At 71.1% G+C, this 21,391-nt stretch carries 19 protein-coding genes and 1 tRNA gene; 6 read left to right on the top strand and 14 right to left on the bottom strand.

From position 1 onward, the window contains the following. Positions 1-77: 77 nt before the first annotated feature. Entirely contained in the window at positions 78-722 is a 645-nt protein-coding gene (locus SOM19_RS16250) for a 50S ribosomal protein L25/general stress protein Ctc (protein WP_320487625.1), read from the bottom strand. A gap of 256 nt (positions 723-978) precedes the next feature. Here SOM19_RS16250 and SOM19_RS16245 point away from each other — a divergent pair, with 256 nt between their 5' ends. Both SOM19_RS16245 and gnd read left to right on the top strand, forming a co-directional pair. Next, entirely contained in the window at positions 979-1,101 is a 123-nt protein-coding gene (locus tag SOM19_RS16245) for a hypothetical protein (protein ID WP_320487624.1), read from the top strand. Positions 1,102-1,374: 273 nt separating this feature from the next. Then, positions 1,375-2,802: an NADP-dependent phosphogluconate dehydrogenase gene (gnd, locus tag SOM19_RS16240; RefSeq protein ID WP_320487758.1), complete on the top strand. Its 1,428-nt coding sequence runs from the start codon at positions 1,375-1,377 to the stop codon at positions 2,800-2,802. A 66-nt stretch (positions 2,803-2,868) separates the two neighbouring features. Here gnd and SOM19_RS16235 read toward each other — a convergent pair whose 3' ends face one another. Both SOM19_RS16235 and SOM19_RS16230 read right to left on the bottom strand, forming a co-directional pair. After that, the gene (locus SOM19_RS16235; RefSeq protein ID WP_320487623.1) at positions 2,869-4,194 is read right to left on the bottom strand and encodes an FAD-binding oxidoreductase; all 1,326 of its coding nucleotides are present in this window, start codon (positions 4,192-4,194) and stop codon (positions 2,869-2,871) included. Positions 4,195-4,228: 34 nt separating this feature from the next. Further along, positions 4,229-5,239, bottom strand: a complete 1,011-nt coding sequence (locus tag SOM19_RS16230; protein ID WP_320487622.1) for a magnesium and cobalt transport protein CorA — start codon at positions 5,237-5,239, stop codon at positions 4,229-4,231. A gap of 42 nt (positions 5,240-5,281) precedes the next feature. Here SOM19_RS16230 and SOM19_RS16225 point away from each other — a divergent pair, with 42 nt between their 5' ends. The 3 genes from SOM19_RS16225 to SOM19_RS16215 all read left to right on the top strand — a co-directional run bounded on the left by SOM19_RS16225 (position 5,282) and on the right by SOM19_RS16215 (position 8,681). Then, a complete protein-coding gene (locus tag SOM19_RS16225) occupies positions 5,282-6,277 on the top strand; it encodes an SDR family oxidoreductase (RefSeq protein ID WP_320487621.1) in 996 nt (331 codons plus the stop codon). A gap of 86 nt (positions 6,278-6,363) precedes the next feature. Next, on the top strand, positions 6,364-7,092 hold the full coding sequence (locus SOM19_RS16220; RefSeq protein ID WP_320487620.1) for a response regulator transcription factor: 729 nt from the start codon (positions 6,364-6,366) through the stop codon (positions 7,090-7,092). Continuing rightward, positions 7,089-8,681, top strand: coding sequence for a sensor histidine kinase (locus SOM19_RS16215; RefSeq protein WP_320487619.1), 1,593 nt, complete (start codon positions 7,089-7,091; stop codon positions 8,679-8,681). Before SOM19_RS16220 ends, SOM19_RS16215 begins: the two co-directional genes overlap by 4 nt. Positions 8,682-9,200: 519 nt before the next feature. On the opposite strand, the gene SOM19_RS16210 is transcribed toward SOM19_RS16215, so the two are convergent. The 7 genes from SOM19_RS16210 to SOM19_RS16180 all read right to left on the bottom strand — a co-directional run bounded on the left by SOM19_RS16210 (position 9,201) and on the right by SOM19_RS16180 (position 15,375). Next, complete coding sequence (locus SOM19_RS16210; protein WP_320487618.1) at positions 9,201-10,763, bottom strand: FAD-dependent oxidoreductase; 1,563 nt, start codon at positions 10,761-10,763, stop codon at positions 9,201-9,203. Position 10,764: 1 nt separating this feature from the next. Continuing rightward, positions 10,765-11,319 (bottom strand): MOSC domain-containing protein, encoded by a 555-nt coding sequence (locus SOM19_RS16205; protein ID WP_320487617.1) that lies wholly within the window; start codon positions 11,317-11,319, stop codon positions 10,765-10,767. Beyond that, positions 11,316-12,221, bottom strand: a complete 906-nt coding sequence (locus SOM19_RS16200) for an FAD:protein FMN transferase (RefSeq protein WP_320487616.1) — start codon at positions 12,219-12,221, stop codon at positions 11,316-11,318. The genes SOM19_RS16205 and SOM19_RS16200 overlap by 4 nt, the downstream gene beginning before the upstream one ends. Positions 12,222-12,225: 4 nt before the next feature. Then, positions 12,226-12,684, bottom strand: a complete 459-nt coding sequence (locus tag SOM19_RS16195; protein WP_320487615.1) for an FMN-binding protein — start codon at positions 12,682-12,684, stop codon at positions 12,226-12,228. A gap of 136 nt (positions 12,685-12,820) precedes the next feature. Then, positions 12,821-13,855: a ribose-phosphate diphosphokinase gene (locus tag SOM19_RS16190; protein WP_320487614.1), complete on the bottom strand. Its 1,035-nt coding sequence runs from the start codon at positions 13,853-13,855 to the stop codon at positions 12,821-12,823. After that, positions 13,830-15,302 (bottom strand): bifunctional UDP-N-acetylglucosamine diphosphorylase/glucosamine-1-phosphate N-acetyltransferase GlmU, encoded by a 1,473-nt coding sequence (gene glmU, locus SOM19_RS16185; RefSeq protein WP_320487613.1) that lies wholly within the window; start codon positions 15,300-15,302, stop codon positions 13,830-13,832. The genes SOM19_RS16190 and glmU overlap by 26 nt, the downstream gene beginning before the upstream one ends. A 1-nt stretch (position 15,303) precedes the next feature. Beyond that, positions 15,304-15,375 (bottom strand) — tRNA-Gln (locus tag SOM19_RS16180). 198 nt (positions 15,376-15,573) lie between these two features. Between SOM19_RS16180 and SOM19_RS16175 the strand changes: the two genes are divergently transcribed. Further along, positions 15,574-16,071 (top strand): MarR family winged helix-turn-helix transcriptional regulator, encoded by a 498-nt coding sequence (locus tag SOM19_RS16175; RefSeq protein WP_320487612.1) that lies wholly within the window; start codon positions 15,574-15,576, stop codon positions 16,069-16,071. A gap of 6 nt (positions 16,072-16,077) precedes the next feature. On the opposite strand, the gene SOM19_RS16170 is transcribed toward SOM19_RS16175, so the two are convergent. From SOM19_RS16170 to mgrA, 4 genes are read right to left on the bottom strand one after another with little or no spacing between them, the layout of a single operon-like run. Next, positions 16,078-17,892, bottom strand: coding sequence for an ABC-F family ATP-binding cassette domain-containing protein (locus SOM19_RS16170; RefSeq protein ID WP_320487611.1), 1,815 nt, complete (start codon positions 17,890-17,892; stop codon positions 16,078-16,080). A gap of 49 nt (positions 17,893-17,941) precedes the next feature. Next, positions 17,942-19,297 (bottom strand): GNAT family N-acetyltransferase, encoded by a 1,356-nt coding sequence (locus SOM19_RS16165; RefSeq protein WP_320487610.1) that lies wholly within the window; start codon positions 19,295-19,297, stop codon positions 17,942-17,944. Positions 19,298-19,332: 35 nt separating this feature from the next. Beyond that, positions 19,333-20,265 carry a 4-(cytidine 5'-diphospho)-2-C-methyl-D-erythritol kinase gene (locus SOM19_RS16160; RefSeq protein WP_320487609.1) on the bottom strand — a complete coding sequence of 311 codons (933 nt, stop codon included), beginning with the start codon at positions 20,263-20,265 and terminating at the stop codon, positions 19,333-19,335. Then, entirely contained in the window at positions 20,262-21,329 is a 1,068-nt protein-coding gene (gene mgrA, locus SOM19_RS16155; RefSeq protein ID WP_320487608.1) for an L-glyceraldehyde 3-phosphate reductase, read from the bottom strand. The genes SOM19_RS16160 and mgrA overlap by 4 nt, the downstream gene beginning before the upstream one ends. Between the last annotated feature and the right edge of the window lie 62 nt (positions 21,330-21,391).

Here is a 21,391-nt window from a genome sequence, read left to right as displayed (position 1 = left end):
CTGTCCCTGTCCTTCCGACGGCGAAGCCCGTCCCCCTCAGTATCGGGGACGGGCTTCGACGGATGATGCGGTGAGTCCTACTCGGACTCGGCCTCCTTGGCCTCTTCGGCCTGCTCCGCCTGCTCGGCGGCGACCTCGGCGTCAGCCTCGGCGATCTCGTCCTCGGCGGCGAGCGTCGACGACGGCACGGAGATGGCGACGACGAGCGTCTCGGGGTCGACGGCCAGCGTCGCGCCCTTGGGCAGCGTGAGGTCGGCCGCGGTGATGTGCGTGCCCTCCTCCAGGCCCTCGACGTCGACCTCGATGCGCTCCGGGATGTGGGTCGCCTCGACCTCGAGGAGCACCGTGTTGGCGTCCTGCGCGGCGATGGTGCCGGGGGCGGACTCGCCGGTGACGGAGATCGGGACGTCGACCTGGACCTTCTCGCCCTTCTTCACGACGAGGAGGTCGATGTGCTCGATGATCTGGTGGACCGGGTCCTTCTGGACGTCCTTGACCAGGGTGAGCTGCTGCGTGCCGTTGACGTCGAGCTCGAGCACGACGTTCGCGCGGCGGATGAGCAGCGCGACCTGGTGGCCCGGGAGGGCGACGTGCACGGGGTCGGTGCCGTGACCGTAGATGACGGCGGGGATCTTGCCGGCGGCGCGGAGGCGGCGGGCGAAGCCCTTGCCGAAGTTCTCGCGGACTTCGGCGTGGACCTTGGTGTCGGACTCGGTCGACATGGTTACTCCTAGCGGGCGCGTGCCCGGTCTGATCGCGGGTCCGCGCGGATGGCGGGCCCAGGTATTTGGGGGTTGTCTCGACTCGAACGCACACGCGTGAGGAAAGCCATGGGCCTGCTCCACCGCGTCGATCACGGATGCCGCATCCCGCCGTTCAGGCGGGCGCGAGGCATCCCTCGCCGAAGTTCAAGCAATGAGTCTACCAGCGGCCCCGCTACGATGAGGAACGCACCCCATCCACCCCTGGAGGACCCCCATGGACTACGGCTTCCTGTCCCACGCCCTGCTGTGGCTGATCGGCGCGATGGCGGCGGTGGGCGGTGTCCTGACGATCGCCGCGTTCTGGTCGATGGGGCGCGCGAACTACCGCAAGGACTGACCCGGCCAGCCTCACAACGCCGTACCGCCGGCGGTGAGCAGCACGCCGCTCCCGCGTAACACGGGCACGCCAGACTCTAGGCTGGAAGTCTCCCCTCTACGAACCTCAGGAGTGCGTGTGTCATCGAACGAGCCCTCGGCGCAGACGAACATCTCGACCGATCGCGACGATCAGCCCGGATCCGCGCGCGAGCACGAGGGGGCTCCTGCTCCCGAAGAGGTTCCCCGCCACCGGGCCGAGCCCTCGGACGGCACGCCCTCGGGTCCGGCGAACATCGGCGTCGTGGGCCTCGCGGTGATGGGCTCGAACCTGGCCCGCAACCTCGCGAGCCGCGAGGGCAACACGGTGGCGATCTACAACCGCAGCCGCGAGAAGACCGACACCGTGCTCGCCGAGCACCCGGACGCGCAGTTCGTCCCCGCGTTCTCGTACGACGAATTCGCCGCCTCGCTGCAGAAGCCGCGCACCGCGATCATCATGGTCAAGGCCGGTGCCGGAACGGATGCCGTCATCGACGCGCTCGTGAGCGTGTTCGAGCCGGGCGACATCATCGTCGACGGCGGCAACGCCCTCTTCACCGACACCATCCGCCGCGAGAAGGCGGTGCGCCAGACCGGCATCAACTTCGTCGGCGCCGGCATCTCCGGCGGCGAGGAAGGGGCGCTGCTCGGCCCCTCGATCATGCCCGGCGGCTCGGACGAGTCGTGGGTCACCCTCGGCCCGATCCTCAAGTCGATCGCCGCGATCGCCGAGGGAGAGCCGTGTGTCACCCACGTCGGCCACGACGGCGCGGGCCACTTCGTCAAGATGGTGCACAACGGCATCGAGTACGCCGACATGCAGCTCATCGCCGAGGCGTACGACCTGATCCGCCGCGGCACCGGCAAGAGCCCCGCCGAGATCGCGGACGTGTTCGCCGAATGGAACGGCGGCGAGCTCGAGTCGTACCTCATCGAGATCACCGCCGAGGTGCTGCGCCAGGTCGATGCCGAGACGGGCAAGCCGCTCGTCGACGTCATCCTCGACCAGGCCGGGGCCAAGGGCACCGGCGCATGGACGGTGCAGACGGCGCTGAACCTCGGCGTTCCCGTCTCGGGCATCGCCGAGGCCGTGTTCGCCCGTTCGCTGTCGAGCCACCCCGAGCAGCGGGCCGTGTCGGGCGGCCTCCCCGGCCCCGCCGAAGGACTGCAGGTCGACGACGCCGACGCCTTCATCGAAGACGTGCGCCTCGCGCTCTACGCCTCGAAGATCGTCGCCTACTCGCAGGGCTTCGACGAGATCCGCGCGGGAGCGATCGAGTACAACTGGTCGATCGACCTGGGCGCGGTGTCGAAGATCTGGCGCGGCGGCTGCATCATCCGGGCGCAGTTCCTGAACCGCATCGCGGACGCCTACGTCGAGACGCCCGAGCTGCCCGTGCTGCTCACCGCGCCGTACTTCGTCGAGGCGCTGGGCCGCGCCCAGGCGGCGTGGCGGCGGATCGTGTCGACGGCCTCGGCCGCCGGCATCCCCGCTCCCGCCTTCTCGTCGTCGCTCGCGTACTACGACGGCCTGCGCGCGGAGCGGCTGCCCGCTGCCCTCGTGCAGGGTCAGCGCGACTTCTTCGGCGCCCACACGTACCAGCGCATCGACAAGCCCGGCACCTTCCACACGCTGTGGTCGGGCGACCGCACCGAGATCGAGGCGGAAGACACGCACTGACCGCGGCGTCACCGCTCGGCCGAGGCCCTCACCGCTTTACGGTGAGGGCCTCGCCTGTGCGCGGGCTCAGGACGGCCGGATGTTGTGGCAGCGCGCGAAGAGGTTCTGCGGGTCCCAGTCCCGCTTGACGGCGGCCAGGCGCGCCACCGTCTCGGGCGAGTACATGCGCTCGACCAGCGCGGGATCGGTCGACACCGTGAAGTTGCCGTAGAGCGCTTCGCCGAGGGCCTCGATGGCGTCCCACTCCGCCTGGATCAGCGGACGGTTGCCGTCGTGCACGAGACCCGGGATGTCGAACGCGCCGGCCATCGCGAACCACGTGGCGTTGCGCGCCGGGAACGCCGTCGCCTCCTGCGCGACATCGCCGAACGCCCCGCCCAGCGAGCGCAGGAACAGCACCGAGGCCTGATTGGCCTCGCGGAACGACGCCAGCCGCTCGATCGCGTCGTCGCTCAGGTCGCGCAGCAGCGTATTGCCGCCGACGAACCCGGGCATCGGCGCGTCGGGATCCGCCGCCGGCATCTCCATCAGGATGTCGGGGTACGACCGCACGGCGAGCTCGGTCTCGGTCACGCCGTCGAGAGCGAGGAGCGGTGCCAGCGCGGCGCGCGCAGCGGCCTCGTCGTCTCCGATCCAGCACGCCGTGATCGAGGCGCCGCCGGGGGCGCTCGGGTCCATCTCGGGCACGTCCATGTACGTCACGGTGAGCTCGCGCGGGGCATCCTGCAGCGTGTCGCGGAGCGCGCGCAGCACGGGCCTCGCGTCGCCCGTCACCGCGAGCGTCGCGAAGACGACGGAGGGCAGCTCGTGCGCGCGGAAGTCGAACCGCGTGACCACGCCGAAGTTGCCGCCACCGCCGCGCAGCGCCCAGAGCAGCTCGGGATGCGACGCGTCGGTCAGCTCGAGCACGTCGCCGCGGGCGGTGACCAGCTGGGCTCCCACGAGCTGATCGGCGGCGAGCCCCCAGGCGCGCACCATCCAGCCGATACCGCCGCCGAGCGTGAGTCCGCCCACGCCGACGGATGCGGTGTCACCCGAGCTCACGCCCAGCCCCTGCTCGGCGAGCGTGTGGGCCACAGCGCCCCAGGTCGCGCCACCGCCCACGCGGACGAGGGTGCCGTCGACGTGGATGCTGTCGAGAGCGTCGAGGTCGAGGGTGACGCCTCCGGGCACCGCACCCCAGGCACTGTGCCCACCGCCGCGCACCATGACCTCGAGGCGCTCGGCGGCGGCGTAGCGCAGGGCGGCGCGCACATCGTCGACGGATGAGGCGCGGACGACGATGGTGGGTTCGCCGATGCCGGAGTGGAAGGCCCGTGCTTCGTCCCATTCGGCATCGCCGGGCTTGACGACCGTTCCGGCCGCGAGGTCGCTCAGAGTAGTGTCAGTCACCCGCGCCACGGTAACGGGGGGTGACGACATCCCGCTAGAGCCACCCCTTGCGCTTGAAGATCACGTACAGCGTCACCGAGGTCGTGGCCATCAGCGCCAGCGCCATCGGATAGCCGAGGGTCCAGTGCAGCTCGGGCATGTGGTCGAAGTTCATGCCGTAGATGGTGCCTACGAGGGTCGGGGCGAACAGGATCGCCGCCCAGCCGGAGACCTTCTTCACCTGCTCGTTCTGCTGGATGCCGAACTCCGCGATGCGCCGCATCGCCTCGTTGTTGTCCTGGTCGACCATGGTCGCGTGCACCGTGAGTGCACTGTCGAGCGTGGGGCGGAACCCATCGACCTTCTCCACGATCCGCCGGGCATGGTCGTCGACGTCGCGGATCGCCGGTGCCTCCGTGGCGCCGGTCGACTCGATGACGATCTCCTGGAGCCGGTCGAAGATGTCCACGAGCGGAGTCGTGGCGTGCTGCAGGTCGATGACCTCGCGCTGCAGCCCGAAGATGCGCTGGGATACCGCGGGGTCGCGCGAGAACAGCTCGTCCTCGATCTCGTCGATGTCGTTCTCGACGCCTGCCACGACCGGCTGGTACTGGTCCACGATGTCGTCGCACACGGCCCACACGACGGCGAACGGCCCCTGCGCGAGCACGTCCGGCCGACCCTCCAGTCGGTGTCGCACGGCTCCCAGGTCGGGGTTCTCGGCGTGACGGATCGTGATGACGTAGTCCGGGCCGACGAAGATGTGGACCTCGCCGAACTCCACCGTCTCGCTGGCGTCGAGGTAGCGTGCCGGCTGGAGCACCAGGAACGTCATGTCGCCGTACTGCTCGAGCTTCGCCCGCTGGTGGCCTTTCAGCGCATCCTCCACCGCGAGGGGGTGGAGGCCGAGGACCGCCGCGAGCTCGTTCATCTCCTCGATCTCGGGCCGGTAGAGGCCGATCCATGCCATTCCGCCGCGGGCACGGGCGTCGGCGAGCGTCTCGGCCGCCGTTCCACTGGAGACCCGCCGGCCGTCGATGTACACGGCGGCATCAACGAGGGTCATGGAGCCACCCTAAGTCAGCGCGGGCGCGGCTAGTGTCGAAGCGTGACGACCAGGCGAGTGCTCTACATCGGCGGAACGGGAACCATCAGCGCGGCGTGCGTCCGGCGCACGGTGGAGACGGGGAACGAGGTCACCGTGCTCAATCGCGGCTCGTCGCCGCGAGAGCTCCCCCCGGAGGTGCGGCAGCTGGTCGCCGACGTCCGCGACCCGCGTGCCGTGCGCGCGGCGCTCGGCGGGGCCGAGTTCGACGTGGTGGCCGAGTTCCTGGCGTTCACCCCCGAGCACGTGCAGCAGGACCTCGACCTCTTCGAGGGCCGCACCGGACAGTACGTGTTCATCAGCTCGGCATCGGCGTACGAGAAGCCGCCCCGGCGCGTCCCGGTCACCGAGTCCACGCCGCTGCGCAACCCGTTCTGGCAGTACTCCCGCGACAAGATCGCCTGCGAGGACCTCCTGGTGGACGCCCACCGTCGGCGCGGACTGCCGGTCACGATCGTCCGGCCGTCGCACACCTACGACGAGCGCTCCATCCCCACGATCGGCCACTGGATCGACATCGCTCGGATGCGGGCAGGCAAGCCCGTCGTGATCCACGGCGACGGCACGAGCCTGTGGACGATCACCCACTCGGACGACTTCGCGGTCGCGTTCGCCGGGCTGCTCGGCCATCCGGACGCGATCGGCGAGGCGTTCACGATCACCGGCTCGCACGCCCCGACCTGGAATCAGATCTACGGGTGGCTGGCGGCGGCCGCCGGCGTCGACGAGCCGTCGTTCGTGCACGTCGCATCGCAGACCATCGCGGCCTTCGAGCCGGACCTCGGCCCGACGCTCATCGGCGACAAGGCGCACTCGATGCTGTTCGACAACGCCAAGGTGACCGCACTTGTGCCGGAGTTCCGCACGACGATCACGTTCGACGAGGGCGCGCGCCGCATCCTCGCGCACTACGACGCGCACCCCGAGGAGCAGCAGGTCGACGCCGACCGCGATGCGCTGTTCGATCGCATCGCGGCCCACGCCCGCACCGCCGGCTGACATCGCGGGCCTTCGCCCGTCCTTCTCACAGCCAGTGCATAGCGCGCGCCATAGGAAGTGCATAGGAACGGGCGCACAATGGAGCCATGACCAACGCCTCCCCCGCGCTCCTGCGTCCCGACGGCACACCGCTGCGCGTGCTCGTCGTCGATGACGAGCAGATGCTCACCGACCTCCTGTCGATGGCCCTGCGCATGGAGGGGTGGGAGGTTCGGACCGCGGGATCCGGCTTCCAGGCGCTGCAGGCGGCACGCGAGTTCGTCCCCGACGCGATGGTGCTCGACGTGATGATGCCCGACCTGGACGGGATGGCGGTGCTCCAGCGGCTGCGCCAGTCCGGAGATGACGTCCCCGTCCTGTTCCTCACCGCCAAGGATGCGGTCAGCGACCGGGTCGCGGGACTCACCGCGGGCGGCGACGACTACGTGACCAAGCCGTTCAGCCTCGAGGAGGTCGTGGCGCGCCTGCGCGGCTTGATGCGGCGGGCCGGCACGGCGCACGCGGCGGGCGCGGAGCCGATCCTGCGGGTCGCCGACCTGACCCTCAATGAGGACTCGCACGAGGTGGAGCGCGGCGGCGATGAGATCGAACTGACCGCCACCGAGTTCGAGCTGCTGCGCTACCTCATGCGCAATCAGCGGCGCGTGGTGTCGAAGGCCCAGATCCTCGACCGCGTCTGGAACTACGACTTCGGCGGACGCTCGAGTGTCGTCGAGCTGTACATCTCCTACCTCCGCAAGAAGATCGACCACGGCCGCGAGCCGCTCATCCACACCGTGCGCGGGGTGGGCTACATGATCAAGGTCCCGCAGTGACCGAGACCGCCGCTTCGCCACCCGAGAGCGCGGAGACGGATGCCTCGGCACCGCCGGCGGCCGCGGCATCCGCTCGCCGTCCCTGGACGCTGCAGCGAAAGCTCATCGTCACCGTCGTGGGGATCACCTCGCTCATCATGGTGCTCGTGGGGGTCTCGATCAGCCTCCTGCTCGGGACCGTGCTCGAGGGTCAGCTGACCGCCCAGGTGGACGCGCTGAAGAGCCGCAGCGCCGGCATGCAGGGGCCGATCATGGCCGGCATGAGCGCGGAGCAGATCCTGCAGGAGCAGCCGCAGGCGCCGGGAACGCTGCTCGCGATCGAGACGCCGCCGATGCCGCCGACGGCCGCGGTCACCGACGCCGAGGGCGAGGTCGTGGCGCTCGACGCCGCGCAGATCGATCAGCTGGCCGACGGGCTCGGCCAGGAGGGTCCGATCGTCGTGGACATCGACGACCTCGGCACCTACCGCGTGGCGGGAGAGCGATTCGGCCAGACCGTCGTGGTCGCGGGGGTCTCCCGCGCGGAGATCGTCGCGACGACCGGCAAGATGCTGACGACCATCGGACTGCTCACGGCCGGCGGCCTGATCCTGCTCGCGACCGCCACGGCGTGGACGATCCGGGCGGGCCTGGCGCCGCTGCGCGCCGTCGCCGACACCGCCGAGCGCGTCTCGAAGCTCCCGCTGGACCAGGGCGAGGTCTCGATCCCCGAGCGCGTGCCGGCACGCCAGGCGGACCCCCGCACCGAAGTCGGTCGCGTCGGCGAGGCGCTCAACACGCTGCTCGATCACGTCGGCGAGTCGCTCACGGCCCGGCAGCGCAACGAGGAGCGCATGCGCACCTTCGTCGCCGACGCCAGCCACGAGCTCCGCACTCCCCTGGCTTCCATCCGCGGATACTCGGAACTCTCGCTCCGCGCGCTGTCGAAGGACCGTCGCGAGGAGACCATCGAGACGGCGGAGTCGTCGCTCGAGCGCATCCAGGCGCAGTCGCTCCGCATGACCACGCTGGTCGAGGATCTCCTGCTTCTCGCGCGGCTCGACGAGGGCCAGGAGCTCGTCTACGGCACCGTCGACCTCTCGCGGCTCGCGATCGAGGCTGTCGGCGACGCCCGGCCCGCCGGCCCGGGCCACAACTGGGTGCTCGAGCTCACCGACGAGCCGGTGCAGATCGCCGGCGACACCGGGCGGCTGCACCAGGTGGCCGCGAACCTGCTCGCGAATGCGCGAACCCACACGCCGGAAGGGACGACCGTCACGGTCACCGTCGCGCGCGAGGGCGACAGTGCGGTGCTGCGCGTGCACGACGACGGTCCCGGCATCGAGCCGGCGCTGCGGGACGAGCTGTTCCAGCGCTTCTCACGGGCCGACCGCTCGCGCGCGCGTCAGACCGGCGGCACCGGGCTCGGGCTGTCGATCGCCCGGGCGATCGTCGACGCCCACGGCGGGACGATCTCTGTCGAGAGCGTCCCCGGCGACACGAGCTTCGAGGTGCGGCTGCCCGCGCGGCCCATCGTGCCCGGGGCCCTGGCCGACGCCGAGCCGACGATGGACGCGCCCGACGAGGAGTCGCTCGACCCGGTGAGCTGAGCGGGGGTTCTGAGCTCTTGCGGCTCTGGGTTCTGGGTTTCCCACGGCCGAGGTCAGGAGATCAGCCGCAGTCAGGACCCAAAGCGGTGGATCCGTCCTGATGCCGGCAGATCGCCTGACTGCGGCAGATGGATTGGGCCCGGGCAGCCCGGGGCTGAGTGCCGGGGCGGTGCTTCGGCTCGGCTCACGGACCCAGCCTTCCCCGCGGCCGAGATCAGGAGATCAGCCGCAGTCAGGACCCAAAGCGGTGGATCCGTCCTGATGCCGGCAGATCTCCTGACTACGGCAGATGGATTCGGCCCGGGCGGCCCGGGGCTGAGTGCCGGGGCGGTGCTTCGGCTCGGCCCAGGGGTCCAGCGCGCGGCGGCCGAGGGCAGGAACCCAGCCCCCCTCGCCGCGGCCGAGGTCAGGAGATCAGCCGCAGTCAGGACCCAAAGCGGTGGATCCGTCCTGATGCCGGCAGATCTCCTGACTGCGGGCGGCGAGACGCCAAGCGCCCGCCCGCCGACACCCGCCGTGTCAGTAGCCGCTGAAGGCGTCCGTCGTGATCGAGCGCGCGCGCTCCAGGGCCGGCGCGAGGTCGGCGATGAGGCCGGCCGGACCGGAGATGTATGCGTGGCGCGAGCTGATGTCGGGCACGATCTTGAGAAGGCCCTCGGCGTCCAGCCGCACTCCGCGCGCCCACATCCAGTTCGCCGGCAGATCGGCGGGCCGGTCGCGCGTGAACAGGATCACGGGAACTCCGGATGCCACGAGATCGTCGCGGTACGCGAGCTCCGAGGCATCCGACGCCACGTACACGAGCACGATGTCGCGCTCCTCGCCCGCCGCCCGGGCATGACGCAGCTGCGAGATGAACGGAGTGACGCCGATGCCGGCGGCGACCATCAGCAGCGGCGCGGAATCCCGCTTCGGGAGCACGAAGTCGCCCCACACCCCGGTGATCGCGAGGCGCTCGCCCTCGTCGACCTGTGCGAGCGCCTTCTTGAACGAGCTCTGCGGCTTCGAGCTCGAGCCCTCCTTGAACGCGACGCGCAGCAGCGGCAGATCCTCCGGGGCCGACGCGATGCTGAACTCGCGACGCGTTCCGCGGGCGTCGGGGTGCGGGTGCGGCACCTCGAGCTCGAGGTACTGACCGGGCACGAACGACAGCCGGTCGTGCACCTCGAAGGTGAGCTCCTTCACCGTGGGCGTCCGCTCGGCCCGCGAAGCGAGCGTCAGGCGCACCGCGGTGCGCGCGGCGAACGCGAAGGCGACCAGGTTGCCGATGAGCAGCGCGCGCTCCTGCCCGAGCGAGATGTCGCCGAGCGGGATGGGCCACCCCGCGAGCACGCCGACGATGCCGGCGACGACGAACTGCTGCCACCGGCGCGGTGGGAGCGTGAGGGGCTCGGAGAGCATGAACGCGCCGAGGAACAGGAACGGCGACGACCACAGGATCTGCCAGAAGACCGTCATGGCGTCCACCGCGACCCCCGCGGCCTGCAACTGCGCGGCCGTGCGCAGCACCGCGATGGCGACCGCGATCACGAGGAACACGGCGACGACGCGGATCTTCTCGGTGCGCCACAGCACCGCCAGGCCCAATATCAGGACGGGCGCCGCCATGGCGGGCGTCCCGACCCACCAGGCCGAGGCGCCGAGTGCCGGCCAGACGATGCTCAGCAGGGTGAGGACCGTGGCGCCGATCGCGGCCGGGTTGAAGATGTGTCGCCCTCGCCAGGCGAGGAGGTACTTCGATGCGGATGCCGCGGCCGCCGCGATCACGAGGCCGACGAGTGCGACGACGTCGAGTGTCGGGCGCAGCACGAACAGCAGGATGTGCGCCGTGATGAGCGACGACTCCAGCCGCCACGGCAGGTGCATGACGCGCTGGGCGGCGGCATCCACCCCCACGCAGACGGCCGACAGGACCGCGAGGGTCACGACGAGTTCGAGCGGACCCGGCCCGACGAGGTCGAAGAACGACAGGATCAGCGCGATGACGGCGAGCGTCGCGAGCGCGAGGTAGACCACCCGATACATCGAGACGCGTCCGAGCAGGGCGAAGACGCGATTCCAGAGCGAGGTCAGGCTTCCCACGTCACACCGCCTGCAGGGGCACGTGGGCGGCGGGAGGAATGACGCGGATGCCGTCACCCGGCCGCACCTCGCCGCCCGCGACGACGATCGACATGATGCCGGCCAGGCGCACGGTGTCACCCTGGTCGTCGACGTAGACGAGCTCCTTCATGAGGCCTTTCGAGAGTCCGTTGATCTGGCTGCAGGGGTTGCGCAGCCCGGTGACTTCGACGACCGCGTCGTCGCCGAGCGCCAGCCGGGTGCCGCGCGACAGCCCGAGCAGATCGATGCCCACGGTCGTGATGTTCTCGCCCATCGCACCGGGGGCGATCCCATGACCGCGAGCGGCCATCTCGTCGAAGAGCTCGGAGTGCAGCAGATGCACCTGCCGAAGGTTCGGCGCGGCGGCATCGCGCTGCACGCGGGAGCGGTGCTTGACCGTGGCGCCGGCGTGGGCGTCGCCCTCGACGCCGTAGCCGGCGACCAAGGTGATGCTCGTGCGGGTGGGCTTGCTGAACCGGTGGCCGTCGTCGCGCGCGACGGCGACGATCTGTCCGGCGGGAGGCGACTGGCTCACCGTCCCACGCTAGCCGGTCCGGTGAACAGGTCGGCGCGGCAGCCGGGCGACCAGTCCACCCGCCCGTCCGTGGTCATGCGCACCCACTCGACGCCCCACTCGAAGGCGAGCCGGGGTCCGCCGTCGAAGAACAGTGCCGTCGCGGTCGCGTCCGCGATCATCGCGGTGGGCGCCACGGCCCAGGTGGCGGCGATGGTCCGCACGGGCAGTCCGGTGCGCGCGTCGAGCACGTGGTGGAGCCCGCCGCCCCACGTGCGTCGATTCACGGCCGAGGCGCAGAGCGCGGCATCCGTCACCTCCCACACGCCGATGGCGCGACCCGGATCGAACGGATGCTCCAGCCCGATGCGCTGGGAGCTCCCGCGGACCGCGAGGTCGCCGCCGGCGTCGACGACGATGTCACCTCCCGTCGCACCCGCGACGACCGCGGCCACGAGGTCCACCAGGCGCCCTTTGCCGAGCGCTCCGACGTCGATGGTCGCCGGGCGGTCGAGCGCGAGCACTCCCCCGCCCCAGGTGAGCGCCGCCGTCCAGTCGGGCGGTGCGGCGACCGGGTCGTGAGGCGTGAACGAGTACGACGCGTCATAGCCGAGCCGCTCCAGCGAGCCGCCGATCAACGGGTTGACGGCGCCCTGGGTTGCCGTGGACAGTGCGGCGAAGGCGTCGAGCATCTCCTCCGCGTCGGCCGGCGCCGGGGCGCGGCCGCCGGTGCGCGCGAGGGCGGTGACGACCGAGTCCGGGCGGAACCGCGACCACGCCGCGTCGAACGCCTCGATCACGACGGTCACCGCGCGGCGGCTGTCGTCGCCGAGCGGCTCGGGCGTGACGATCTCCCACGGCGTGCCGATGGCGTCGAAGCGCCACGACGCCTCGGCGGGCGGAGTGGTACCCGCGCGGGGCATGACGCTACAGGGCCGCTTCGGCCTTGATCGCGTCGATGGCCTGGTTGAACCCGCCGCTGGTGAGCGACGAGCCGGCGACGCGGCTCACCGAGATGTCGTCGATGTCCTGGCCGACGACCTCGTCCGAGATCCCGCCGATGAACTGGCCCTGATACTGCTCCGACTCGCTCTTCTGCGGATCCCCGACCACCTCGACGTCGGTCACGACGTCGTCCTCCAGCGTCACCGTGACCGAGATCGTCTCGACCGACTCGGGGGTCTGGTACGTGCCGTCGGCGGTGTACGTGCCGTCCGCGTACGCGGCGGCGCCGTCGGCGCCGCTCGAGCCGTCGGCGGTGTCGGTGGAGGCGTCGTCGGGGGTGTCGGTCGCGGGCGCGCAGCCGGCGAGCAGGACGATGCCGGCGACCGCCGCGAGAGTGGCACCGGCGCGGGCGGGACGGGTGGCGACGGCGGTGCGGATCATGGTGGTCCTCCTGGGTCGTTGAGTCGTGCGGACGCCGGCGAGCGACGCCGTGAAGGCATCCTGACAGCGGCCGCTATGAGCGGCCTCCGAATCGCTTCGCAGTCCGCCATGGTGGGAGAGGCGGGACCTCGGGCGGTCAGGCCGCTCCGTCGAACATGCTGGTGACGGAGCCGTCCTCGAACACCTCGTGGATCGCCCGGGCGAGCAGCGGCGCGATGGGCAGCACCGTGAGCGTCGGGAAGCGCTTCTCCTCGGGGATCGGGATGGTGTCGGTGACGACGACCTCGTCGATCGCCTCGCTCTGCAGTCGCTGCGTGGCGGGGTCGCTGAAGATCGGGTGGGTGGCCGCGACGATGACCCGGACCGCGCCGCTGGCCTTGAGCGCCTCGGCGGCCTTGACGATGGTGCCGCCGGTGTCGATCATGTCGTCGACGAGCAGGCACACCCGCCCCGACACGTCACCGACGATCTCGTTCACCGTCACCTGGTTGGCGACGTTCGGGTCTCGGCGCTTGTGGATGATCGCGAGCGGCGCGCCCAGGCTGTCGGACCAGGTGTCGGCCACGCGCACTCGTCCGGTGTCGGGCGAGACCACCGTGAGCTTGGCGCGATCGTCGGCGGTGAGCGTCCTCTCGAAGTACTCCAGCAGGACGGGCTTCGCGAACAGGTGGTCGACGGGGCCGTCGAAGAAGCCCTGGATCTGAGCGGCGTGCAGGTCGACGCTCATCACGCGGTCGGCGCCCGCGGTCTTCATGAGGTCGGCGACCAGGCGTGCGCTGATGGGCTCGCGGCCGCGGCCCTTCTTGTCCTGACGCGAGTACGGGTAGTACGGCGCGACGACGGTGATGCGCTTCGCCGAGGCCCGCTTGGCCGCGTCGAGCATGATGAGCGTCTCCATGAGCCACTCGTTGACCGGCGGGCCGAAGCTCTGGATGAGGAAGAAGTCGCAGCCGCGGATCGACACCTCGAACCGGGTCAGGATCTCGCCCGACGCGAAGGTGCGGTACTCGGTGGGCACGAGCTCGGTGCCGAGGTGCTCGGTTACCTCTGCTGCCAGCGCGGGGTGCGAGCTGCCCCGGGCGATGACGAGTCGCTTCTTCGTCTTCGCGACCAGTCCGGGCGCGATGTCGTTCTCGCGGTCGAGCTCAACGGTCTTCTTCTTGCGCGCCATCGTCCGCCTTCTGTGCGGACCGAGCCTTTGCAGCGACCTGCGCCGCGCCGGTACCCGGTCGGTTGTCCTCGACCCACCCCTCGACATTGCGCTGAGGGGCGACACTGAGAGCGAGGGCGCCGGCCGGCACATCCTTGCGGATCACCGCCCCGGCCCCGGTCTTCGCGCCGTCTCCGATCCTAACGGGCGCCACGAACACGTTGTGCGACCCGGTGTGCACCTCGTCGCCGATCTCGGTGCGGTGCTTGGTGACGTCGTCGTAGTTGGCCGTGATGGCGCCCGCGCCGAGGTTGACGCCGGTGCCGATCGTCGTGTCGCCGATGTACGACAGGTGGGGCACCTTGCTGCGCTCGCCGATCGTGGAGTTCTTCGTCTCGACGAAGGTGCCGATCTTGCCCTTGTCGCCGAGGTACGTCCCCGGACGCAGGTAGGCGAACGGTCCGACGTTCGCACCCTCGCCGATGACGGCGAGCGTGGCATCGGTGCGGGTGACCACGGCGTTCTCGCCGACCTCGCAGGTGACCAGGCTCGTGTCGGGGCCGATGAGGGCGCCCGACGCGACGTTGGTCGCCCGCAGCAGATGCGTGTTGGGCAGCACGGTGACGTCGGTGCCGAGCGTGACGTCGACGTCGATCCAGGTCGTGGCCGGATCGAGGATCGTCACGCCCTCGAGCTGCCACCGGCGCACCGTGCGCGCGTTGAGCAGGCGCGCCGCGTCGGACAGCTGCACCCGGTCGTTGACGCCCAGGGCGGCCGCGGCATCCGGAGCGCTCGCGGCTGCTACGAGAAGGTGCGAGCCGCGCAGCAGCGCCACCACGTCGGTGAGGTACTTCTCGCCCTGCGCGTTCGCCGTGCCCACCAGCGCGAGGTGGGACCGCAGCGCCTGCGCCTCGAAGACGTAGACCCCGGCGTTGATCTCGGAGACGGATGCCTCGTCCGCCGTCGCGTCCTTCTGCTCGACGATGCGGGCCACGGCGCCGTCGGCGTCGCGGATCACGCGGCCGTATCCCGTCGCGTCGTCGAGGACGGCGCTGAGCACGGTGGCCGCCGCGGCGCCGTCGCGGTGCGCCTGGACGAGCGCCGTGAGCGTGTCGGAGTCGAGCAGGGGCACGTCGCCGCTGAGCACGAGGACGTCGCCCTCGAAGTCGTCCAGCGCGGCGAGCGCGAGCTCGACCGCGCGACCGGTTCCGGGGATCTCGTCCTGGTCGACAACGAGCACCCCGGGCATCGTCTCGACGACCGCGCCGGCGACGAGGTCCCGCTCGTGGCGCACGACGAGCACCACGTGGTCGGGGGAAAGGGTCAGCGCGGTGTCGATCACGTGCCCGATGAGCGGGCGACCGCCGATGCGGTGCAGCACCTTCGGAAGCGACGACTTCATGCGCGTGCCCTGGCCGGCGGCCAGCACGATCACGGCGAGCGTGCGATCAGACGTGTTGTGGGTCATGCTCCGCCGCCAGGATTCGAACCTGGACCTAACAGCTCCAAAGGCTGTCGTGCTGCCGTTACACCACGGCGGACCACCGCGTCGCGCGCGGCCGCCGTCAAGTCTGCCAGACCTCCCTGCGCCGCCTGCCCGGCCCGAGGCCCGACGCGCTGCCGCGCCCGCTGGCGCCCGGCCTGTCCATCTGTGCGAAATCGGCCTTCGTGCGCTCCACGACCGTCGACTACGCACAGATGAGTCGGGGCGACGACCCGCGCGACTTGATAATGGAGCCATGGCCAAGGAGACCGACGAGGTCGATCGCATCGTCGAGGCGTGGATCGCGCAGCGCCCCGACCTCGACTTCTCGCCCCTCGAGGTGCTCTCGCGCGTCGACCGGCTCTCCCGGCATCTCGACCGCGCCCGGCGCGACGCATTCCGGCGCAGCGACCTCGAGCCGTGGGAGTGGGACGTGCTGTCGGCGCTCCGGCGCGCGGGCGAGCCGTTCCAGCTCACCCCGAAGCAGCTGCTGCTGCAGACGCTCGTATCGAGCGGCACGATGACCAACCGCATCGACCGGCTCGTCGGGCGCCGACTCGTTCGGCGCGAGGCCGACCCGGACGACGGGCGCAGCATCCTGGTCATCCTCTCCGAGGACGGGAAGACCCGGGTGGATGCCGCCATCACGCGACTGGTCGACGCCGAGGCCGTGCTGCTGGGCACGCTCTCGCGCAGCGACCGGGAGAGGCTCGCGGCCCTGCTGCGAAAGCTCAGCCTCGGCTTCGACGCCTGACCGACGTCAGTCCATGTGCTCGGTGAGCTCGAACCACCGCGTCTCGACGTCGTCGCGGTCGGCCTCCAGGGCGCTGATGCGCTCCATCTCCGCACCGATGCCGACGTAGTCGCCCTGATCGTGCTCGGCCAGGGCGGTGCGGGCAGCGGCGATCTGCTTCTCGAGCTTCTCGAGCCGTCGCTCGAGGGCCGAGATCTCCTTCTGCGCCGCGCGGAGCTCCGCACCCGTGAGCCCCGGCGTCTGGGCGGCAACGGATGTCGCGGCCTGCCGGCCGGCCGGCGCCTCGCGCTCGCGGGTGCGCAGTCGCAGGTACTCGTCGACGCCGCCCGGCAGGTGGCGCAGGTGCCCGCTGAGGATGGCGTACTGCTGGTCCGTGACGCGCTCGATGAAGTACCGGTCGTGCGAGACGACCAGCAGCGTGCCGGGCCACGTGTCGAGGAGATCCTCCATGGCGGCCAGCATGTCGGTGTCGAGGTCGTTCGTCGGCTCGTCGAGGATCAGCACGTTGGGCTGCTCCAGCAGGATGAGCAGCAGCTGGAGCCGGCGCTTCTGGCCGCCCGAGAGGTCCTTGACCGGCGTGGAGAGCTGGGCGCTCGCGAACCCCATGCGCTCGAGCAGCTGGCCGGGCGTCAGCTCCTGCGCCTTGGACCCGCTGCCGAACGTGTAGGTCGTGCGCAGCCGCTCGATCACGATGCGCACCGGACTCTCGAGGTGCGCCTCGAGCTCGTCGAGTCGCTGCGTGAGCGTGGCCACGTGGACGGTCTTGCCGCGCTTGACGCGCCCGCCGGTGGGCTCGACCTCGCCGGACACGAGGCCGAGGAGCGTCGACTTGCCGACGCCGTTCACGCCCAGGATGCCGGTGCGCTCGCCCGGGGCGATGCGCCACTCGACGGGGTGGACGACCTCGCGATCCGGCCCTCCGTCGGACGACGGGTAGGTCACCGAGGCGTCGAGCAGATCGACGACGTCCTTGCCGAGACGGGAGACCGCGAGGGACTGCAGCTCGGTGGGGTCGCGGATCTCGGGCACGTCGGCTATCAGCGCGTTGGCGGCGTCGATGCGGAACTTCGGCTTCGACGTGCGCGCCGGCGCCCCCCGGCGCAGCCATGCCAGCTCCTTGCGCGCGAGGTTCTGCCGGCGCTGCTCGATCGCGGCGGACTGCCGGTCGCGCTCCACCCGCTGCAGGATGTAGGCCGCGTAGCCGCCCTCGAACGGGTCGACGATGCGGTCGTGGACCTCCCACGTGCGGGTGCACACCTCGTCGAGGAACCACCGGTCGTGCGTGACGACGAGCAGGCCGCCCTGGTTTGCCGACCAGCGGCGCTTGAGATGCTCGGCGAGCCACGCGATCGCCTCGACGTCGAGGTGGTTGGTGGGCTCGTCGAGGAAGATGACGTCGTCATCGCCCGCCAGCAGGGCCGCGAGCGCGACGCGCCGTCGCTGCCCGCCGGAGAGACCGGTTACCGGACCGTCCCACGCCAGCCCGTCGAGCAGGCCCGCGATGACGTCCCGGACGCGCGCGTCGCCCGCCCACTCGTGCTCCGCCCGGTCGCCGACCACGGACTGGGCGATGGTGAGCGAGTCGTCGAGGGTGTCGGCCTGGTCGAGCACCCCCACCCGCACGCCGCTGCGCACCGTCACGCGGCCGGAGTCCGGCGTCAGCCGGCCGGCGAGCATCGCCATGAGGCTCGACTTGCCGTCGCCGTTGCGACCGACGATGCCGATGCGGTCGCCCTCGTCGACGCCGAGGGAGACGCCGTCGAAGACGACCTTGGTGGGGAATTCGAGGTGCAGGGCCTCGGCCCCGAGAAGATGTGCCATGTCCCCTCAAGGCTAGGCGAGTCGAGGCGCCCCGGTCACCGATCGCCGGTCAGTACCAGATGCTCAGCCTCGGGGCGGTGTGCCAGGCCAGCACGCGGGCGGCGGTCGAGGGATCCGCCGACTGCACCCGACCGGCCGCGGCGAGCGTCGCGAGCGACACCCCGCCGAGATAGGCGGCCGAGAGCTCCTCGATGCCGAGCGACACGGCGACGGCGCCTTCGGGCGCGCTCGGGGACTCCCAGGGCGTCACCGTGCCGCGGCCCTCGGCGTCGACCTCGAGCAGGTATCGCCCGGCGGCATGGCCCAGCGGATCCGCGACGTCGAGCGCGAGCGTGCCCGAGGCCCCGAACCGGCGCGCCTCGAGCGCCCTCGGCACGTCGAGGATGCGCACGTACTGGTGGTCGCGCAGCGTCACCGTGGCCGCACGCTGGTCGGCGATCATCCACCGCAGCGGCTCGTCCACCGACTGCTCGTCGGCGTTCACCTCTGCGACGAGGTCGAGCTCGAGGAGGAACCGCCACAGCGCCGCGTAGGCGTCGTCGGTCTCGGCGAGGAGATAGGTCACCCGCACGGACGCCTTGGTGAAGTCGTCGTGGTTCTCCTTCACGCTGTACAGCGCGAGGCCGCGGACTTCGCCGGACGCATCGGCGTACTGGATCGCCCGCTTCTCGCCCGCCTTCTCGGCCGTGGGATGCGTGCCGGCCATGCCGTCCCAGTGCCCCGCCGGCACGTCGATCTCACCGGCGAAGCGCCGGCGTGCGCGGTCGTGCAGCGGCGCGATCAGCTCGCGCAGCCGCTCGCGCGGGATGAAGTCGACACGGCCGTCGGGCCGGGGCCCGATCCAGGTGGCGCGCTTGGTCTCGATGCGCCACGAGGCGCTCGCCGCGGCGGGGGCGAACCCGTACCGGCCGTACAGCGTCGACTCGCTCACGGTGAGCATAGCCATCGGAAGGTCCGCGTCGACGGCGGACCGGAGCTCTCCCTCGAGCATCACGCGCGCCAGGCCGCGGCGGCGGTGCGTGGGGGCGACGGTGACGGCCGAGATCGCGCACGACGGGACCGCGGCGCCGCCCGGGACGGTGAGCTGGCCCACCCACGAGGCGATCGTCGCGACCGGGGCGTCGGGCACCGGCGCGGACGGATCGTAGATACCGGTGGTGCGCCGGAAGGCGCTGCGCTCACGCGCGGAGGCGATCTGCTCCTCGGAGCGCTCGCCATCGAGGAATCCGCGGGCGGTCGACTGCAGCCAGCCCGGGAAGTCGTCGCCGTCGACCGGCACGAGACGCGCCTCGAGCCCGGCGTCGGCGAGCCGCGCGGTGGTCGTCTCGTGGATCGGCGCGACGCGGAACGCTGTCGCGTCCGCCTCTCCCGGCGCCCCGGGGCGGGTCTCGGTGTCGAACGTCATCGTCGCTTTCCTTCCGTCTTCGTCGTTTCTCGGAGTCAGAGGCCCACGACGCGCGCACCCGTGACGGGTCCGTGCACGTGCAGCGCCTCGAGTCCGGCGGCCGAGAGCGTGACCTGCAGCTCGAGGGCCGACTCGGGGTCTCCGGTCAGGAATGCCAGCGTAGGACCCGACCCCGACACCATCCCGGCGAGCGCACCCGACCGCTCGCCGAGCTCGAGGGCCTCGCGCAGCCCGGGGCGCAGCGAGAGCGCAGCGGCCTGCAGGTCGTTGCGCGTGTGCTCGGCGAGCGCCACAGGGTCGCCCGCCCGCAAGGCGTGCAGCACGGCCGGGGCGACTTCGGGCCGCTCGGCGACCGCGGCGATGTCGTGTTCGCCGCGCAGGGTGTCGAGGTGCGCGTACACCTCCGGTGTCGAGAGCCCTTCGCCGGCCGGGGGCACGATGACCCAGTCGAACCGGCCCTTCGCGAGCGCGGGACTCAGCTGATCGCCGCGCCCGGTGCCGATCGCCGTGCCGCCCATCAGCGCGAAGGGCACGTCCGCGCCGAGCCGGGCCGCGAGCTTGTGCAGCTCGGCCGTGCCGAGCTCGGCGCCCCACAGCGCGTCGCAGGCGACCAGGGCGGCTGCGGCATCCGCCGACCCGCCGCCCATGCCGCCGGCGACCGGGACGTTCTTGACGATGTCGAGGTGGACGCCGCCCCGATGGCCGATGCGCTGCGCGACCAGGCGCGCCGCGCGCACCGCCAGGTTGCGGTCATCGGCCGGGACGCCCGCGAGGTCGACCGTCCCCGAGATCATGACCGTGAACTCGTCGGAGGGGGTCGCCCACACGTTCTCGTACAGCGAGACCGCCTGATACGCCGAGGCGACCTCGTGATAGCCGTCATCCTGGACGCCGCCGACCTGGAAGAACAGGTTCAGCTTGCCCGGCGCCCGCACGTGGACGCGGTCGGTGACGGCGGCGTGGGTCACAGCTGGGTCGACTCCGCCCACAGGTCGACGTCGATGCCGTCCGACAGCGCGTCGATCTGCTCGAGCTCCTCGGTGCTGAACGCGGGCCCGTCGAGGGCCGCGAGGTTCTCGTCGAGCTGGGACGTGCGCGACGCGCCGATGAGCGCGGAGGTGACCACCGGATTGCGCAGCACCCACTGGATCGCCAGCTGGGCGAGTGACTGGCCGCGCTCCTTCGCGATGGTGTCGAGCCCGCGGAGCTTGGCGAGGCCCTTCTCGGAAAGCGAGCGATCGGGCACGGAGGAGCGCTGCTGAGCGCGCTCGGCCGGACCGCCACCGAGGTACTTGTCGGTGAGGAGACCCTGGGCGAGCGGAGTGAAGGCGATCGCCCCCATGCCCTCCTGCTCGAGCACTCCGGTGAGGCCGTCCTCGACCCAGCGGTTGAGGATCGAGTACGCCGGCTGGTGGATGACGAGCGGGGTCCCGAGCGAGCGGGCGACGGATGCGGCGACCGCGGTGCGCTCGGCACTGTAGGACGAGATGCCGACGTAGAGCGCCTTGCCCTGGCGGACCAGGGTGTCGAGAGCTCCTACGGTCTCCTCCACGGGGACGTCGGGGTCGACACGATGGGAGTAGAAGATGTCGAAGTAGTCCACGCTCATGCGCTTCAGCGACTGCTCGGCGCTCGCCAGCACGTACTTGCGCGAGCCGCCGTCGCCGTACGGACCGTGCCACATGTCGTAGCCCGCCTTCGACGAGATGATGAGCTCGTCGCGGTACGGCGCGAAGTCCTCGCGCATCATGCGGCCGAAGTTCACCTCGGCCGATCCGTAGGGCGGGCCGTAGTTGTTGGCGAGATCGAAGTGCGTGATGCCCTTGTCGAACGCGTGCCGCAGGAGCGCCCGCTGGTTGTCGAAGGGGATGTTGTCGCCGAAGTTCCACCACAGCCCGAGCGAGATGGGCGGGAGGGTGAGGCCCGACGTGCCGACCCGGCGGTACTCGGCCTGGTCGTAGCGGTCGTCGGCGGCGGTGTACGGGCGGTTGAGGTCTCCCCCACGGGAGCGGTACTGCGGCTCATCGGTCACCGGTCCAGGCTATCGGCGCGGCGGCGTGCGCGCAGGATCGGGCGCTCGGTCGCGCTCCGGAG

Source organism: Microbacterium sp. CFBP9034 (genome assembly GCF_034045255.1).
Lineage (GTDB): Bacteria > Actinomycetota > Actinomycetes > Actinomycetales > Microbacteriaceae > Microbacterium.
This window is presented reverse-complemented; position numbering and strand designations above follow the sequence as displayed.

What these genes read in the sequence shown, in the direction of transcription:
- SOM19_RS16250 (WP_320487625.1), bottom strand. Translation starts at nt 722, where the DNA reads ATGTCGACCGAGTCCGACACCAAGGTCCACGCCGAAGTCCGCGAGAAC.
- SOM19_RS16245 (WP_320487624.1), top strand. Translation starts at nt 979, where the DNA reads ATGGACTACGGCTTCCTGTCCCACGCCCTGCTGTGGCTGATCGGCGCG.
- SOM19_RS16230 (WP_320487622.1), bottom strand. Translation starts at nt 5,239, where the DNA reads ATGACCCTCGTTGATGCCGCCGTGTACATCGACGGCCGGCGGGTCTCC.
- SOM19_RS16220 (WP_320487620.1), top strand. Translation starts at nt 6,364, where the DNA reads ATGACCAACGCCTCCCCCGCGCTCCTGCGTCCCGACGGCACACCGCTG.
- SOM19_RS16200 (WP_320487616.1), bottom strand. Translation starts at nt 12,221, where the DNA reads ATGCCCCGCGCGGGTACCACTCCGCCCGCCGAGGCGTCGTGGCGCTTC.
- SOM19_RS16195 (WP_320487615.1), bottom strand. Translation starts at nt 12,684, where the DNA reads ATGATCCGCACCGCCGTCGCCACCCGTCCCGCCCGCGCCGGTGCCACT.
- SOM19_RS16190 (WP_320487614.1), bottom strand. Translation starts at nt 13,855, where the DNA reads ATGGCGCGCAAGAAGAAGACCGTTGAGCTCGACCGCGAGAACGACATC.
- glmU (WP_320487613.1), bottom strand. Translation starts at nt 15,302, where the DNA reads ATGACCCACAACACGTCTGATCGCACGCTCGCCGTGATCGTGCTGGCC.
- SOM19_RS16175 (WP_320487612.1), top strand. Translation starts at nt 15,574, where the DNA reads ATGGCCAAGGAGACCGACGAGGTCGATCGCATCGTCGAGGCGTGGATC.
- SOM19_RS16170 (WP_320487611.1), bottom strand. Translation starts at nt 17,892, where the DNA reads ATGGCACATCTTCTCGGGGCCGAGGCCCTGCACCTCGAATTCCCCACC.
- SOM19_RS16165 (WP_320487610.1), bottom strand. Translation starts at nt 19,297, where the DNA reads ATGACGTTCGACACCGAGACCCGCCCCGGGGCGCCGGGAGAGGCGGAC.